We start from the raw sequence: 15,712 nt of genomic DNA, 5'->3' as shown, positions 1-15,712 counted from the left end.
GTCAGGTCCCGGTATTTGCATATTTGCGCAGCTCCATGCGTGCCACCTGGCGGCGGTGCACCGCATCCGGACCGTCCACAAAGCGGAGCGTGCGCAAATTCGTCCACATGGCCGCCAGCGGGAAGTCCTGGCTGATGCCGCCCGCGCCGTGAAGCTGCATCGCCTCGTCAACGATTTTCAACGCCATCAGCGGCGCCACCACCTTGATCTGGCTGATCCAGGGCTGGGCCGCGCGGGTTCCCTGCGTGTCCATCACCCAGGCGGCTTTCAGACACAGCAGCCGAGCCATCTCGATTTCCATACGCGCATTGGCAATGATGTCGTAATTGCCCCCCAGCTCGGCAAGCTTCCTTCCGAAAGCTTCCCGGCTCAGTGCCCGCGCGCACAGGATCTCAAGCGCCTTTTCCGCCTGGCCGATGGCGCGCATACAGTGGTGGATGCGGCCGGGGCCAAGCCGGCCCTGCGCCACTTCAAAGCCCTGGCCTTCACCCAGGACCAGATCCTCCCGCGGCACGCGGACATCGGTGAAGCGGATATGCATGTGGCCGTGCGGGGCATCGTCCGACCCGAAGACCTGCATCGGCCGCAGAACCTCTATCCCTTCCGTGCCCGCCGGCAGCAGGAACATGGAATGACGGCTGTGCTTGTGCGCCTGCGGATCCGTCAGAGCCATGACGATATAGAGCTTGCAGCGCGGGTCGCCCGCCCCGCTCGACCACCACTTCTCGCCGTTAAGAACCCAGTCGCCACCTCTCCTGACGGCGGTCAGGGATATGTTCGTCGCGTCGGACGAGGCGACGTCGGGTTCGGTCATCAGATAGGCGGAGCGGATGTCGCCTTCGAGCAGAGGCTTCAGCCAGCGTTCCTTGTGCGCCTCGGTACCGTAGCGTTCCAGCACTTCCATGTTGCCGGTATCCGGCGCGTTGCAGTTGAAAATCTCCGCCGCGATGCCGACCTTGCCCATTTCCTCCGCGAGATAGGCGTATTCGACGGTTGTCAGTCCGTAGCCGCGTTCGCTGCCGGTCAGCCAGAAATTCCAAAGGCCGCGTTCCCTGGCCTTCGCCTTCAACCCATCGAGAATTTCCACTTGCCTGTCTGTCAGCTGAAAGCGGTCCCCGGAGGGATGACGGCCCACCTCACGGTGAAATTCGACGTCCAGCGGTGCGATCTCGGTCTCGACCATATGCCGGACCTTTTCGACAAGCGGGCGCACCCTGTCCGAAATACCAAGATCCATGTTTTCTCCCAAGTGCTTGTCCCTTCAAAAATTCTTCGGCGCATCCGCCGGATACCGGCGTGTATACGCTTTCACGCAATCCGGGCGCCCGGACTGCGGCATGAGCCCTCACTCATAGGCTTCCTGGAACAGATCCGGCCCCGTTTCGACATTGATCCCGCCGCTGAGCGGCAGGATCGCGCCGGTGACATAGGCACCGCCGCGTCCGCACAGAAACTGCATCGCGGCGGCGATATCCTCCGGCCGGCCGACACGGCCGAGCGGCACCTGCGCTCCGACACGGGAGCGGACCTCCTCGTCCGCGGTGGCGAATGCGGTCATCTTGCTGACGAACGGTCCCGGCGCCAGCGCATTGACCGTGATGCGTCTTTGCGCGAGTTCGCCGGCGAGTATCCGGGTGAGATGATGCACGGCGGCCTTGGAGGCCGCATAGCTGTAGGCCCTGTCACCATGAGGCGTTTCACCCATCACCGAGCCGACATTGACCACCCGGGCGGGGTCGTCGTCGCTCGCCGCCCGTTCCAGTAGCGGCAACAGGCCCTGAGTCAGCTGGAATAGCCCGGTGACATTGACACGCATCACGCGATCCCAGGCGGCATAGGGAAATTCGCCGAGCGGCATGCCCCAGCTTGTCCCGGCGTTGTTCATCAGAATGTCGAGACGACTGCAGCGTTCGCCGACGCCCTCGACCAGCGCGGTAATTCCTTCCTCGCTGGCGACATCGCCGCCGAAGCCTTCCGCCTTTCCCTCATAGCCCAGGGCATTCAGCTCTTCGGCGGCGCTTTTGCAGGTGTCTTCGTTGCGGCTGGCGATCAGGACCCGGGCCCCTGCGGCGATAAGGCCCTCGGCGGCCATCCTGCCGATGCCCGTCGCGCCGCCGGTCACAAGAGCGGTCTTGCTTGAAAGGCTGAACAATCTGTCCGGTCTCATGCTTTCTGTCGTCATGCGGGCGTCCCTTTAAATTCTTTTCTCAAGGTCAGTTTGGACACCTTGCCGGTCGCCGTCAGCGGCAGCGCTTCCACATAGACGACGTCATCGGGCAATTGCCACTTGGCGACGTGCTCCGCCAGCAGATCCAGGAGGTCCTCCTTACGAGGTTCCCCACTGTCCTTGGCCTGCACGACCAGCAGCGGACGCTCATCCCATTTGGCGTCAGGCACGGCGATCACCGCGCAATTGGCGACGCCCGGATGGGACATGACGATGTTTTCCAGAGCCAGCGAACTGATCCATTCACCCCCCGACTTGATCAGATCCTTGGACCGGTCGGTAATCATCAGAAAGCCATCGGGATCGATGGACGCGATATCGCCGGTACAGAACCAGCCTTCGCCGTCAAAGGCCGGCTTCGACGCTTCCGTGTTTTCGTAATAGCCGGACGTCACCGTGTTGCCGCGCACATGGAGATGCCCGGGTGTCTTGCCGTCATGCGGGAGACGGTTGCCGGCGTCGTCGACGATTTTCATCTCGACGCCGAATATCCGGCGGCCCTGCGACTGTTTGCGGTCAATGCGCTTTTCAAGGGGAAGGCCGGCAAGATCCGGCGATAGGTTGCACTGGGTTCCAAGCGGGCTCATCTCGGTCATGCCCCAGGCATGGCAGACATTGATCCCTTTCGTCTCGAAAGCCTCGATCAGCGAGCGCGGGGCGGCGGACCCGCCGATTACAACGTCGCCGAAACCTTCCGGCAAGCGGCCGCGCCGGTTGATTTCCGCCATCAGTCCGATCCAGACGGTCGGCACCCCCCAGGCGGAATAGACCCTCTCGCTGTCCATCAGTTCGAACAGGCTTTTGCCGTCCAGCGCCCCGCCCGGAAAGATCACGCTGGCGCCGGAAAGCGGCGCGCCGTAGGGCAGGCCCCAGGCGTTGACATGAAACAGCGGCACCACGGGCAGGATCCGCCTGCCTTCCCTCAGAGCATCGGGAATGGTCACGCACATGCTGAGGGCATGCAGCACCGTGGAGCGGTGCGAATAGAGCGTACCCTTGGGATGGCCGGTCGTACCGGAGGTGTAACAGAGCCCCGCCGCCTGATCTTCCGGCAGATCCGGCCAGTCGATCTCTTCCGGCTGGCCTTCCAGAAGATCTTCGTAACACAGCACACCGTCCAGGGAGGTCTGCGGCATGTGGCCCGGATCGGCCATGATGACGATCCGAAGATTCTCCGGCAGTTGAGGGCGCAGCTTTTCCAGGAGCGGAACGAAGGTGAGATCGCAGAAAAGCAGGCTGTCTCCCGCATGATTGACGATATAAGTCATTTCCGCCGCCGCCAGGCGGGGATTGATCGTATGGCAGACCGCGCCGATACCGGAAATCGCGTAGTAGAGTTCAAAATGCCGGTAGCCGTTCCAGGCAAGCGTTGCGATCCTGTCGCCTTCCTTCACGCCAAGCTTCCTCAGCCCATGCGCGAGCCGGGCGATGCGTCTGGCCGTTTCCCGGTATGTGGTGCGGTGGATATCGCCTTCCGTGCGCACGGAGACGATTTCGCCCGAGGGATATTTTTCTGCCGCGAACGTGATCAGGTCCGCGATTTTCAGCGGACGGTGCATCATCATTCCCTTCATGTGTTTCCTCCCAGAACACGGCTAGCCCTTCAAAGGGTTAGCGGTAAACCGTAGCGCGGCTGACAAGGCGAGGAAAGGCCCCTTTCCGCGAAACCCTTTGACAGCGCAGCGGACTTGCGCCAAACCCTGCCGGATCCGATCCGCCGCAGAATGAAGAGACCGAGACCCCTTGATGACCCAGAAACTGGTCATTGCCGTTTGCACGGCGCAGCGGCCGAAAATGCTGCAGTCCTGCCTTGAAAGCCTCGACAATCTGAACCAGCCGGAAAACACCGAGCTGTCCATCGTCGTTGTCGAGAACGATCCGGAACCGCATTTTGCCGGCAAGGCCGCCGATGAGGTGAAAACCCGGCTGTCGCTGCCGGTGTTCTTCCATCATGAAAGGCGCAAGGGCATTCCCTTTGCCCGCAACACCGCCCTGGAGGCGGCGCTTGAGCACGATCCGGACTGGGTCGCGCTGATCGACGACGACGAGCGCGCCGAACCCGACTGGATCGAAAAGCTTCTGACGGCCTGCACCGAACATAATGCTGAAGTCGCCAACGGCCCCGTACGGCGGATCTATGAAAAGCCCGCGCCCCACTGGTGGAAATCCCAGCTTCTGAAATCCCGCCCAACCGGCACGGTGATCACCGAGGCCCCGACCAACAATATTCTGATGAGTGCCCGGATCGTCTCGAAGGACGGGCTGGGCCTGCGTTTCGACGAGCGGCTGACCTTCGGCAGCGAAGACATCGACTTCTTCCGCCGCACCCATGCGGCCGGCGCAAAGATGATCTGGGTGGACGACGCTTTCGTGGAAGAGGATATCCCCGCCTCCCGCGTCACCACCGGCAGGCTGTTGAGCCGCATGCACATGGCGGCGACATCGGGCGCCTTCAACATGGTGCTGCGCGAGGGCCGGCTGCAGTCGGCGCTGCATTTCATCCCCAAGAGCACACGGCGGATGGTCTTCGGCCTGCTGGCGACCGTCATCGGCTTCGTTGTGAGACCTTTCGCCCGCAAGCGGGGAGAGAAACTTTTTTATTACGGCCTGATCCGGCTGATGAAGGGTTCAGGCAACCTGCGCGGCCTCTTCGGCCGGGCGCATAATTACTACGATGTGATCGATGGCCACTGACGGCAAGCCCGGAAAACTCGCGCATATCCATCTGGGTGTCGACGGCGGCGCGGAACGTTTTTTCGTGCGCCTTTCAGCCGCCCTGGCGCGCCGGGGGGTCGAGCAGGTCGCCTTCGTCCGCAAGGACCGGCCCTGGCGGGACGAGCTGGCGCGGCATTGCGACGTCCGCGAGATCCGCTTCAGCCGCTCACATCTGAAGCGCCATTTCGTCCGCTGGAGCATTTCCCGGCAGATCCGCGCCTTCGGCGCCACCGCCACCCTGGGCTGGATGAGCCCGGCCAGCAAATGGATGCCGAAACCCGGCCCCTCGATGCGCACCTTCCTGCGTCTCGGCGATTGGCCGGACGGCTTTCACACCTACGGCAATGTCGAGGACCTGATCGGCAACACGCCGGAAATCATCCGGCAGGCGGTCGAGATGGGCTGGCCCGAGACCCGGGCACACGTGATCAGCAATTTCGTCGATCCGCTGCCGGAAGATCTCAAACCGGTGACACGCGCGAATTACAACACGCCGGAAGACGCCACCGTGCTGATTCACCTGGGCCGCTTTGTCGAGCGCAAGCGCTTCGATCTGGCCATCCATGCGGTGGCGCGCCTGCCGGAGCATGTGCACGCCTGGCTGATCGGTGACGGAGATCTTCTGGACGACATGAAGGCGCTCGCGAAAACCGAAGGTGTCGAAAGACGCGTTCATTTTCTCGGCTGGCAGCGCGATCCCGCGCCTTTTCTGAAGGCCGCCGACATTCTGCTGTGCCCGACCGACGCGGAGCCGCTCGGCAATGTCGTCCTGGAAGGCTGGAACGCAGGCCTGCCCGTTGTCGCAACAGCTTCCCCCGGCCCGAGCTGGCTGATAGAAGACGGAAAAACGGGGCTTTTGTCGCCGTGCGGGGATGCCGAGGAACTGGCCGCTTCCGTTCTCAGTATCCTGGAGGCGGGGAACCTTCGAAACGATCTTGCGGCGAACGCGCGCGCGTTTCTTCAAGAAAATTATTCCGAGGACGCCATCGTGGATTCGTACCTGAATTTATTCAGGCAGGGCGTTTCGCGCTAGCGGCCCAAGACCGACCGGCCCAGGGTACGGACCCAGGCCTTCACTTTGAAAAATAGTAGCTCTTGCCGATGCGCCTTACGATCGAAAAACCGTTCCCGGACAGATAATTGCAAAGATCCTCGATCTTGTCCGCGCCCACGACGTGCGGATGCATCTCTATGATGATCTTGTTTATCTTGCGCAGATTGCAGTTTCTGAGCAGATCGACCTCCGCCCCTTCGACATCCATGACAAGAGCCGAAGGGCCGTAGCTTTCAACCACTTCGGAAATCGCGTCGGCGGCAACCCGTGTCGCGCCGCCATGCTTGCGGTCGATCAGCGAGGATGACAGCACCCCTTCGTCAAAGAAGAATTCGACTTCGCCCGGCTTCGTCGCGAGAACCTTGTTGCGCAAATTCGGCCGCATGCCGTTGAGGGCATAGTTCTTTTCGATCACCGGCTTCATGGCCGGGTTGGGTTCGTAGGACAGGATGTTGTCCTGACCGCATATGCGGGCGCAGGCAATGCCGATAAAGCCGATCCCGGCCCCAACTTCCAGAACCCGGTCTGCCGGCATCAAGGCCTCGCGGACAAGAAGGAACTCCTGATGCTCGTAGTTTTTCTGGTAGAGCTGCTTGCGGATGCCCTTGGGAACGTCCTGCAGGTCAGCTGTCAGCGTAATACCGTGCAGCTTGATCGTTTTTGGCGCGAGTTTCCGCCTGATCTTGTAGGCGAGCCGACGTCCGAAATGTCCGAGCATGTGGGTCATTACCTGTTTCAAAGATTTTCAATGTCCGGGTCTTGGTCAGAGGCCGAAGAGTTTTCGGACCGCCAGCGTCTGAGGGCGTCGCTTTCGCGCATCAGACCACAGCCGATAAGGGATTGATCGCCGGAAAACAAGGCACTGCCGGAATAATGCAGCCCTTCGGTGAGCAACCTGCTCATCTGGGCGTTGTAGTCGAGATAATGCCCGGCATTGTCGGTGTGCTGCTTGCGCTCCAGGGCTTCTGAAACCTTGCTTTCGAAGTCGTCGAGATACTTGAAGTGCAACAGGGCGCCCCAATCGGGGGCTACCGCGATCTGTCTGTCGATGCCGTGGACGCCGCCGGAGAACCTGTAACCTTTCTCCCATTTGAGCAGAGGGATCTTGCTCTGTACGGCCGCCGGGCTCGGGAGAGCGTTCTTGACCGGCTTGAACAGCAGGTGGTCGAGCTTCCTGCCTGCCCCTCCTTGAGGCGCGGTGGCGCGAAGCGAGAAGAACGTCGACAGCAGCAGCTTGTCGAGAAGGGTCTTCGGCCGTTTGGCGGCCTGATGGAACAGCCGCTCGCGCGTGCCGCCGAAGACGTGCCTTTCAGGCGTCCTGTAGCGCTTGGCGTGACTGCCCTTCAGCGGATTGTAACGGTAACCCTCGGCATCGAACCAGGGGCATGTTTTCAGGAAACTCTCGCCCGCCCGGTAGGAAAGCTCCTTCAGCGGGCCTTGCGGATACATGTCCACCATCGGACAGAAGAGCGCCCTGTAGCCGCCTTCATCCAGATAGGCCGCGAGACTTCCGACCGGAAGATCCGGCCATCCCGGATAGACGAAAAGCTCGTCCACATCGGGAAATAGAACCCAGCGATCCTCAAGGTACCGGTCGCAGAGCAATTGCCGCCATTCGGACTTGTGGTCCTTGTAGGGCTTTTCCGTCGGGATGACGCTGACATCGGACTGGTTCGCCAGCAAAACGCCCGTTCCGTCCGTTGAATTGTTGTCGATGACGATGAAATGACGAACGCCCAGCGCCCGGTAGTGCTCCAGGAAATACGGAAACCGGAGCGCTTCGTTGTAGGCGAGGATCACGGCGATCACGCCATCCGCGGGCAGCTTCAAACTGTCCGCGATCGGCGTGCCGAACGCTTCCATCAACCGGTCGCTGATCTGGTTCACCACCGTCCTGCCTTCACCTGGTTTCAAGTGTCTGAAAAATACGTGTTCTTCGACGCCGGTGTGTCGAAATCGAATCCGAAGCGATCGATATCCGCCGCGTACCAGTCGGCGACGATGCGGATCGTGCGGGGGTTATAGATGTCCCGGTAGTCCGCGCGGGAGGCCTTGCTGATGTTGCGTCTCTCCAGCTCGCTTTCGAAGTTCAAATAGTCTTTCAGTTCCACGCCGAGCCGCTCCTGCCGCAGGACATCGACGGCAACTTCATTGCGCTCGTCCAGCACATAGTCCTCCTGCGGATACCAGCCTCCGACCGCACGGTGCCAGAAATACGGCTCAGCGCCCCATTGGTGGCGCTCCTCCAGAAATGTTTCGAATTCATCTTTCGAAAACTCCGGCGCCACGCCGGAATATTCCCGCGTCTGCAGCGCGAACTTGAACCTTGAAACTGTGCGAGACCACGGATTACGCACAATTGCAAAGGCTTTCGTTGCCCTGCGGACCGAAAGATCGACATCCCTCAACCTGGCGTGTTCGTATCCCGGGTTGGCGCCTTTTTGCTCCATGTGGCTCTTGAGCCCATCCGCATAGGCCTTGCTCTTGAGACGCCTGCGGTTGGCGAGCACCAGTTTTCCCTGGAGCTGGGGAGCTTCGCGAATGGCCATCCCGCCATTTTTGGGAATATGGATGAAGAGGTGTTTCCTGGGCGTCAGCCCCAGCCGCGCGGGTGCGAACTTGAGAAAATTCCTGAGCTGATATTCGTCCATGCTTTCCGTGCTACCACTTGGCCCCGCCTGCCGGAACGCGACTGCAAATCCGGAACACTTTAACTCGAGGATCTCATCGCGGCGGCCGACCCGGTGGTGCCTTATCGGAAAGCGCAGAGCCTGTCCAATTTTCAAGCGGGAAGCCGGGTCAGCTCGGCCGCGCTATTTCGCGTTTCGTTGACCGCACAAGTCAGCGAGTCTAATTAACAGCACGCTTTTCCTGAATCGGGATCGCTGCGGCTGTATCGCCAGACGACGAATTACGGATGGAACCGTTGAGCAAACCCAAAGTCCTAGTCCTGTTTCCCATCTATAATGGCGAAAAAACCATGCGGGAAAGCCTCGATTGCATCGCCAATCAGGACTTCACGGACTTCCGGGCAGTCATCGTCGATAACAAGTCGACGGACGGAACCGCGGAGATTGCGCGGGCCTATTGCGAAAAGGATCCCCGCTTCGAGGTGCTGACGCAGGACGAGCATCTTTCCGCGGTGGACAATTTCATTTTCTGCATGAAATACGGCAAGGAGCACGCGGATTATTTCTGCCTGCGTGCCTGCGACGACCTGTCGAGCGCGAACTTCCTGTCCGAGCTGGTGAAAGCGCTGGATGACAATCCGGACAAGCTGCTTGCGGCGACGACAGTCAGAAGGGTCAATGGAGACGTCGAACGCGTTCTGCGGCCCGACCCGATCATTTTCGGATATACCGAGTCACTCGCTGGAGGCGTTGTGCCGCGCAGCCTCGCCTATCCTTCGGAATGGTGCTACGGGCTCTGCCGTGCCGAGGGCGGCGCGGATATACTCATCCGGCGCTGGAGTGAATATCCGCATGCCTGGTGCGTCGCATCCTATGTGGTTGCGGAATTCGTGATGCGCGATCTGGCTGTCTGGGCCGAGGATGCCGAGTTCATCTTTGTCGAAGGCTCGGGATCGTTCGAAAAATACGGCGCGAAAACCTTCCTTGGCAAACTGCAGCAGCGGCTGAACTACACGATTGGCTGCTACAAGGTCGTCCACAAGCTGCCGGGCGTCTCGCTGCGCACCCGGATAAAACTGTTCCGGAGGCTCTGGCGCGACTCGAGGATAAAGACCCGCTACGATCTGGAAGATCATTTTCTGAAAGCCATGAGACTCAGAAAGTAAGCCAAACCTGTTTGCAGCCGGTCCCGACCTTGATAGATACGTCGCAAACAATAACCGGGCCGGCGTGCTTATTTCAGTCCTTTGACGGTGTATAAAAATGAAAGCAGTTATTCTGGCCGGTGGATTGGGAACCCGCATCAGCGAGGAATCGCATCTCAAACCCAAACCCATGATCGAGATCGGCGGACGGCCCATTCTCTGGCACATCATGAAGATCTACGCGGCCAACGGGATCACCGAATTCGTCATCTGCTGCGGCTACAAGGGCTATGTGATCAAGGAGTATTTCGCCAACTACTTCCTGCATATGTCGGACGTCACCTTCCACATGGACGAGAACCGCATGGAAGTGCATCGCCGTCAGGCGGAACCCTGGAAGGTCACGCTGGTCGATACCGGCGAAAGCACGATGACGGGCGGGCGCATCAAGCGGGTGGCGGATTATATCGATGACACGTTCTGCCTCACCTACGGGGACGGCGTCGCCGATATCCGGGTCGACCGGCTGGTCGCGCAACACAAGACCAGCGGCCTTGAGGCGACCGTGACCGCCATTCAGCCGCCGGGACGCTACGGATCTCTGGAAATATCGGATGGCCGTGTGGTCAACTTCCTTGAAAAGCCCCTTGGCGACGGCCAGTGGATCAATGGTGGCTATTTTGTCTGCGAGCCTTCCGTTCTCTCGCGTATCGACGACGACGACACCCCCTGGGAGGCGAGCCCTCTGGAAAGTCTTGCGAAAGACGGCCAACTGGGCGTCTTCCGTCACGACGGCTACTGGGCCGCCATGGACACGCTCAGGGACAAGAACCAGCTTGAAAAGCTGTGGCAGTCCGGAACAGCGCCCTGGAAGATCTGGTAGATGGCGATGAGCTTCTGGCAAGACAGAAAAGTTCTCCTGACCGGGCATACGGGTTTCAAGGGAGCCTGGCTGAGCGAACTGCTGGTCGGACGGGGCGCCGAGGTTTCCGGCATCGCGCTTCCCCCGGAAGGAGAAAGCAGCCTTTACGCCGATCTGAAACTTGACACCCGGATGAGAAGCACCCTTCTCGACATCCGCGATGCGGATGCGTTGCGGAAGGAAGTCGCCGCGATTGCCCCGGACATCGTTCTCCATCTTGCCGCCCAATCCCTGGTCCGGCGCTCCTACAAGGATCCAGTCGGCAACTGGGCGACCAATGTCATGGGCACCGTCCATCTTCTGGACGCGCTGCACAGGCTTGACCGGCAGGTGACGGCCATCGTCGTGACCACCGACAAGGTCTACGAAAATCACGAATGGGCGTATGCCTACCGGGAGAACGACCCTCTGGGCGGTTACGATCCCTATTCGGCCTCCAAGGCGGCCGCCGAACTCGTGTCCTCAAGCTGGCGCCGGTCCTTCGGCGGCGCTGGTTTGAAGATCGCGACGGCCCGGGCTGGCAATGTCATCGGTGGCGGAGACTGGGCGGAGGATCGTCTGGTTCCGGATATCATCCGGTCCTTGCAAGCCGGAAAGCCGGCGGAAATCCGCAATCCCGCCTCAATCCGTCCCTGGCAGCATGTTCTCGATCCGCTTGAAGGCTATCTCACGCTGGCCGAGCGCGTGCACTTGGCGGCGGATGCGCGGTTCCAGAGCGGCTATAATTTCGGCCCCGAACTGGCCGATGTCTTTTCCGTCCGGGACCTGGCCGATACCATCCTGAAGCACTGGCCCGGAGACTGGACCGGCGCGTCGGAAACCGGTGCCGTCCACGAGGCCGGACGCCTGTCGCTGTCGATCGACAAGGCGCGCTGCGACCTCGGCTGGGCACCTGTCTGGCGGTTCGCGGACGCGATTGAAAAAACAGTTACCTGGTACCGCCAGGTCGCGGAAGGCGCCGATCCGCTTCAGGTTACCCGCGACCAGATCGCCGCGTTCGAGGCCGACAGATGAAGTTCACGCCGCTTACCCTTGACGGCGCTTATCGCGTCGACCTGGAGCGCAGGGGCGACAGCCGGGGGTTTTTCGCGCGATTGTTCTGCCGCGATGAGTTCCGCCAGCTCGGCCTGTCCGAGGCCTGGTCCCAGTGCAACGTGTCCTATAGCGCGGAAAAAGGCACCCTGCGCGGCATGCATTTTCAGCGGCCGCCGAAAGCGGACGCCAAGCTGGTGAAATGCATGCGCGGCACTGTCTTCGACGTGATCGTCGATCTTCGCAGGGGATCGGAGACCTTCGGGCAATGGGCTTCGGTGACGCTCACGGCCAATGGCGGAGAGATGATCTACATCCCCGCCGGGTTCGCGCATGGCTTCCAGACGCTGACGCCAGATGCGGAGCTGCTTTATTTCCACTCCGACAGCTACAGCCCCGAACATGAAGGCGGATTGCATCACGCAGATCCGGACGTCGCCATCGCCTGGCCTCTGGAAATCGGCACGCTTTCCGAACGTGACCGAACCCTGCCGCCCCTGAAGAATGTGGACCCGATTTAATGAGCCAGACCTGCCGTCATTGCGGACGCGACCTGACCCGGCAATTCCTCGACCTCGGCTATGCACCGCCGTCGAACGCCTATCTTGCGGAAGAGGATCTCTCGGCTCCGGAACTGACCTATCCGCTGCGCCTGATGGTCTGCGACGGATGTTTTCTGGTGCAGACACAGGACTATACCGACGCCGGCAGCCTGTTCGACAAGGACTATGCCTATTTCTCGTCGACATCGAAAAGCTGGCTGGTGCACGCGGCCGACTATTGCCGCAAGATTACCGCGCGGCTGGGCCTCGACGACAACAGCTTCGTGGTTGAGACCGCCTCGAATGACGGCTATCTCCTGAAGAATTTCGTCGCGGCCGGAATCCCCTGTCTCGGCATCGAGCCGACAGATTCCACTGCCGCGGCGGCGGAAGCTCTCGGCGTTCCGGTGATGCGCGAATTCTTCGGTGCGGCTCTGGCAGAAGAGCTCGCGGCTTCCGGAAAGCAGGCCGATCTCATTATCGGCAACAATGTCTATGCCCATGTCCCGGATATCAATGATTTCACACTTGGCCTCGCCCGGCTGCTGAAACCTTCCGGTGTCGTGACACTGGAATTTCCGCATCTCATGCGCCTGGTGGAGTTCTGCCAGTTCGACACGGTCTATCACGAGCATTTCTCCTATCTGGCCCTAGGAACCGTCTCCCGCATCTTTGCCACCGCGGGCCTCAGGGTCTTCGATGTCGAGGAGTTACCGACCCACGGCGGCAGCCTGAGGGTCTATGGTTGCCTCGAGGACGCCCCGCATGCGGAAAGCGGCGCGGTTGCGAACCTGCTGTCGGAAGAAAGGCGGCGGGGCATGGAGACACCGGAATTCTACGCCTCTTTCCAGCAGCGCGCGGAACAGGTGAAAAACGGGTTCCTGGGTTTTCTGCTGGACGCCAAACGGGACGGCAGGACCGTGGCCGGTTACGGAGCGGCCGCCAAAGGCAACACGCTTTTGAACTTTGCGGGCGTCAGACCTGATCTGCTGCCCTTCGTCTGCGACGGGGCACCGGCAAAACAGGGAAAGTTCCTGCCGGGCAGCCACATTCCGGTCCTGCCGCCGGAGGCGCTGAAAGACCGGCGGCCGGACTATCTGATCATACTGCCGTGGAACATCGCGGAGGAAATCAGAAAGCAGAACGCGGATCTCGCCGTATCCGGCACCAGGTTCGTCACCTTCATTCCCGAAGTGCGGGTGCTTGAAGGCAGCCCCTGACGCACCGGTTCGCGGCAAACGCGCCTTTGACAGGGCGCGGACTTCCGGCATGCTGCTGCGACAGACACAGACCTCCTGAAAGAAGCTTGCGACACCGTTCCATGACCCTAGAGATCGACCCGACAGCCCGAATATCGAAACTGGCCGATATCGAAGACAGCGTGCGCGGCTCGGTCATACGGATCGGCGCCCGTTCCACAGTTGACAGTTTCGTGAAGATCAAACCAGCCGGAGGCTCCGGCGACGTCGAGATCGGCGAGAATGTCACCCTCAATTCCGGCTGTGTGATTTATACCGGCCATGGCCTCAAGATCGGCGACAATGTCGCCATCGCGGCCAACTGCACGTTCGCACCGGTCAATCATGCCTTTGCGGACCGCAGCCGGCTGATTGTCGAGCAGGGCTTTCAGCCGAGCCGTGGCGGCATCACGATCGGCGACGACGTGTGGATCGGTGCGAACTGCGTCTTTCTCGACGGCGCGGTCGTCAACAGCGGATGTGTCATTGGGGCGGGAACCGTCGTCAGGGGCACCGTTGCGGCCTATACGATCGTTACCGGCAATCCGATGCGCACAATCGGAACGAGGACATGAAGGCCACTGTTTTAGGCGCGAGCGGATTCATCGGCCGAAATATCGTCCGGCATCTTCGGGGGAAGAGCTATGACGTGACAATGCCGGGACGGGCGGAGCTGGCAACGCTCACAGGCGATCTGGGCCATGTCTTTTACTGCATCGGCATGACCGGCAATTTCAGGAAATACCCTCTCGCAACGGTGGAGGCCCACGCGGGTCTTCTGGCAAGGCTGCTGGAAACGACGTCGTTTGAGTCGTTCCTTTATTTTTCGAGCACCCGGATCTACGGCCAGGCCAGCGGATGCGAAGAGACCGCGGAAGACGCCCCGATCGGCGTGACGCCGTCGGCCGATACGACCTATGACCTTTCGAAAATGCTGGGCGAGGCACTTTGCCTTGCCACGCCGGGGGTTCGCGTTGTCCGTCTGTCGAATGTCTACGGACCGGACCAGAGCAAAAGCACTTTCCTCGGATCCCTTCTGCGGGATCTTGTAACGGCGGGACGTGCGGAGATTCTGGAATCCGCCGGATCTTCAAAGGACTATGTTTCCGTCGAAGACGTCGTGGCGATGGCCGAGAGGATCGCGCAATCGGGCCGGCAGCGGATCTACAATATCGCCAGCGGCACGCAGACCCGTCACGGCGACATTGCCCGCACACTCAAGCAGGAAGGCTATTCCTGCTCCTTCCGGCACGGCGGCGAATGCAGAGCCTTTCCCGCGATCAACATCGCCAGACTTCAGAGCGAGTTTGATTTCTCGCCAAGAAAACTCATCGAGGACCTGCCTTCGCTGCTGCGCGCGGCGGGCAACGGCCCGACCTATTCAGGAGTTGAACAATGAACAACGACAACAATCCGGTCACAGAATTCGAGAGCGAGCGGGAAAACCGGATTTCCGGCTATGCCGGACAGGAAGAGTGGAAGACCCTTTCCCGCGACTGGATGAAGACCGCCTTCGACGAAAAATACATGTACAATTTCGCCTGGGGCGGGCGGCCAATCATACAGCTTCCGACGGACATGGTCGTCTTCCAGGAAATCGTCTGGGCGACAAAACCGGATCTGATCATCGAGACAGGGATCGCACATGGCGGTTCGCTGATCATGAGTGCCTCGCTGCTGGCGATGCTGGATTATTGCGAGGCGGTTGAAACCGGTGGTGTCGTCGATCCCAAAGCCGCCAAAAGGCGCGTACTCGGGATTGATATCGACATCAGGCCGCATAACAGGGAAGCGATCGAGGCACATCCCATGTCGTCCAAGATCGACATGTTCGAAGGATCCTCCATTGAAGACGCGATGATCCAGCGGGTGGCCAAATATGCCGGAGACTACGAGCGCGTCCTGGTGTGCCTCGACAGCAATCACACCCATGAGCATGTGCTGGCCGAAATGAATGCCTATGCCGGACTGGCCACGAAAGACAGCTATTGTCTCGTCTTCGATACGGTGATCGAGGATCTGCCGGCAGGGACTTTTCCGGACCGGCCGTGGGCGCCGGGCAACAATGCCAAGACAGCCGTTCACGAATTCCTGAAATCGCATCCGGAATTTTCAATCGACCAGAGCATCAACAACAAGCTGCTGATCTCGGCGGCTCCCGACGGCTGGCTGAAACGGGTGAAATAGACGGGCGAAACAGACAGAGG

16 protein-coding genes are annotated in these 15,712 nt (G+C 60.4%); 10 read left to right on the top strand and 6 right to left on the bottom strand.

The features are described 5' to 3' along the window. Window position 1: 1 nt before the first annotated feature. The 3 genes from CLV41_RS01025 to CLV41_RS01015 all read right to left on the bottom strand — a co-directional run bounded on the left by CLV41_RS01025 (window position 2) and on the right by CLV41_RS01015 (window position 3,801). Window positions 2–1,237, bottom strand: a complete 1,236-nt coding sequence (locus CLV41_RS01025) for an acyl-CoA dehydrogenase family protein (RefSeq protein ID WP_103220424.1) — start codon at window positions 1,235–1,237, stop codon at window positions 2–4. 108 nt (window positions 1,238–1,345) lie between these two features. Further along, the gene (locus CLV41_RS01020; protein ID WP_103221459.1) at window positions 1,346–2,167 is read right to left on the bottom strand and encodes an SDR family oxidoreductase; all 822 of its coding nucleotides are present in this window, start codon (window positions 2,165–2,167) and stop codon (window positions 1,346–1,348) included. An 11-nt stretch (window positions 2,168–2,178) separates the two neighbouring features. Next, window positions 2,179–3,801 carry a long-chain fatty acid--CoA ligase gene (locus CLV41_RS01015; RefSeq protein WP_103220423.1) on the bottom strand — a complete coding sequence of 541 codons (1,623 nt, stop codon included), beginning with the start codon at window positions 3,799–3,801 and terminating at the stop codon, window positions 2,179–2,181. 172 nt (window positions 3,802–3,973) lie between these two features. On the opposite strand from CLV41_RS01015, the gene CLV41_RS01010 reads away from it, so the two are divergent. Then, window positions 3,974–4,921, top strand: coding sequence for a glycosyltransferase family 2 protein (locus CLV41_RS01010; protein WP_103220422.1), 948 nt, complete (start codon window positions 3,974–3,976; stop codon window positions 4,919–4,921). Continuing rightward, window positions 4,911–5,975, top strand: coding sequence for a glycosyltransferase (locus CLV41_RS01005; protein WP_103220421.1), 1,065 nt, complete (start codon window positions 4,911–4,913; stop codon window positions 5,973–5,975). The genes CLV41_RS01010 and CLV41_RS01005 overlap by 11 nt, the downstream gene beginning before the upstream one ends. Before the next feature lie 40 nt (window positions 5,976–6,015). Here CLV41_RS01005 and CLV41_RS01000 read toward each other — a convergent pair whose 3' ends face one another. The 3 genes from CLV41_RS01000 to CLV41_RS00990 are packed head-to-tail and all read right to left on the bottom strand — an operon-like array spanning window position 6,016 to window position 8,647. Continuing rightward, on the bottom strand, window positions 6,016–6,723 hold the full coding sequence (locus tag CLV41_RS01000; RefSeq protein WP_103220420.1) for an FkbM family methyltransferase: 708 nt from the start codon (window positions 6,721–6,723) through the stop codon (window positions 6,016–6,018). 8 nt (window positions 6,724–6,731) lie between these two features. Next, window positions 6,732–7,883 (bottom strand): glycosyltransferase family 2 protein, encoded by a 1,152-nt coding sequence (locus CLV41_RS00995; protein WP_208987224.1) that lies wholly within the window; start codon window positions 7,881–7,883, stop codon window positions 6,732–6,734. Window positions 7,884–7,906: 23 nt separating this feature from the next. Further along, window positions 7,907–8,647, bottom strand: a complete 741-nt coding sequence (locus tag CLV41_RS00990) for a sulfotransferase family protein (RefSeq protein WP_103220419.1) — start codon at window positions 8,645–8,647, stop codon at window positions 7,907–7,909. 275 nt (window positions 8,648–8,922) lie between these two features. On the opposite strand from CLV41_RS00990, the gene CLV41_RS00985 reads away from it, so the two are divergent. The 8 genes from CLV41_RS00985 to CLV41_RS00950 all read left to right on the top strand — a co-directional run bounded on the left by CLV41_RS00985 (window position 8,923) and on the right by CLV41_RS00950 (window position 15,692). After that, window positions 8,923–9,792: a glycosyltransferase family 2 protein gene (locus CLV41_RS00985; RefSeq protein WP_103221457.1), complete on the top strand. Its 870-nt coding sequence runs from the start codon at window positions 8,923–8,925 to the stop codon at window positions 9,790–9,792. Window positions 9,793–9,889: 97 nt separating this feature from the next. Further along, complete coding sequence (gene rfbF, locus CLV41_RS00980) at window positions 9,890–10,654, top strand: glucose-1-phosphate cytidylyltransferase (RefSeq protein ID WP_103220418.1); 765 nt, start codon at window positions 9,890–9,892, stop codon at window positions 10,652–10,654. Between the two features lie 6 nt (window positions 10,655–10,660). Continuing rightward, complete coding sequence (rfbG, locus tag CLV41_RS00975; RefSeq protein WP_235867031.1) at window positions 10,661–11,707, top strand: CDP-glucose 4,6-dehydratase; 1,047 nt, start codon at window positions 10,661–10,663, stop codon at window positions 11,705–11,707. After that, complete coding sequence (rfbC, locus tag CLV41_RS00970; RefSeq protein ID WP_103220416.1) at window positions 11,704–12,246, top strand: dTDP-4-dehydrorhamnose 3,5-epimerase; 543 nt, start codon at window positions 11,704–11,706, stop codon at window positions 12,244–12,246. Before rfbG ends, rfbC begins: the two co-directional genes overlap by 4 nt. Continuing rightward, window positions 12,246–13,487 carry a class I SAM-dependent methyltransferase gene (locus CLV41_RS00965; protein ID WP_103220415.1) on the top strand — a complete coding sequence of 414 codons (1,242 nt, stop codon included), beginning with the start codon at window positions 12,246–12,248 and terminating at the stop codon, window positions 13,485–13,487. The genes rfbC and CLV41_RS00965 overlap by 1 nt, the downstream gene beginning before the upstream one ends. A 101-nt stretch (window positions 13,488–13,588) precedes the next feature. Further along, complete coding sequence (locus CLV41_RS00960) at window positions 13,589–14,080, top strand: acyltransferase (protein WP_103220414.1); 492 nt, start codon at window positions 13,589–13,591, stop codon at window positions 14,078–14,080. Continuing rightward, the gene (locus CLV41_RS00955) at window positions 14,077–14,904 is read left to right on the top strand and encodes an NAD-dependent epimerase/dehydratase family protein (protein ID WP_170107078.1); all 828 of its coding nucleotides are present in this window, start codon (window positions 14,077–14,079) and stop codon (window positions 14,902–14,904) included. Before CLV41_RS00960 ends, CLV41_RS00955 begins: the two co-directional genes overlap by 4 nt. After that, window positions 14,901–15,692 (top strand): cephalosporin hydroxylase family protein, encoded by a 792-nt coding sequence (locus CLV41_RS00950; protein ID WP_103220412.1) that lies wholly within the window; start codon window positions 14,901–14,903, stop codon window positions 15,690–15,692. The genes CLV41_RS00955 and CLV41_RS00950 overlap by 4 nt, the downstream gene beginning before the upstream one ends. Window positions 15,693–15,712 lie beyond the last annotated feature (20 nt).

The sequence above is a fragment of the Roseibium marinum genome, assembly GCF_002906165.1.
Lineage (GTDB): Bacteria > Pseudomonadota > Alphaproteobacteria > Rhizobiales > Stappiaceae > Roseibium > Roseibium marinum.
The sequence above is the reverse complement of the archived record's forward strand: the minus strand, read 5'-3'. Positions and strand labels throughout refer to the sequence as shown.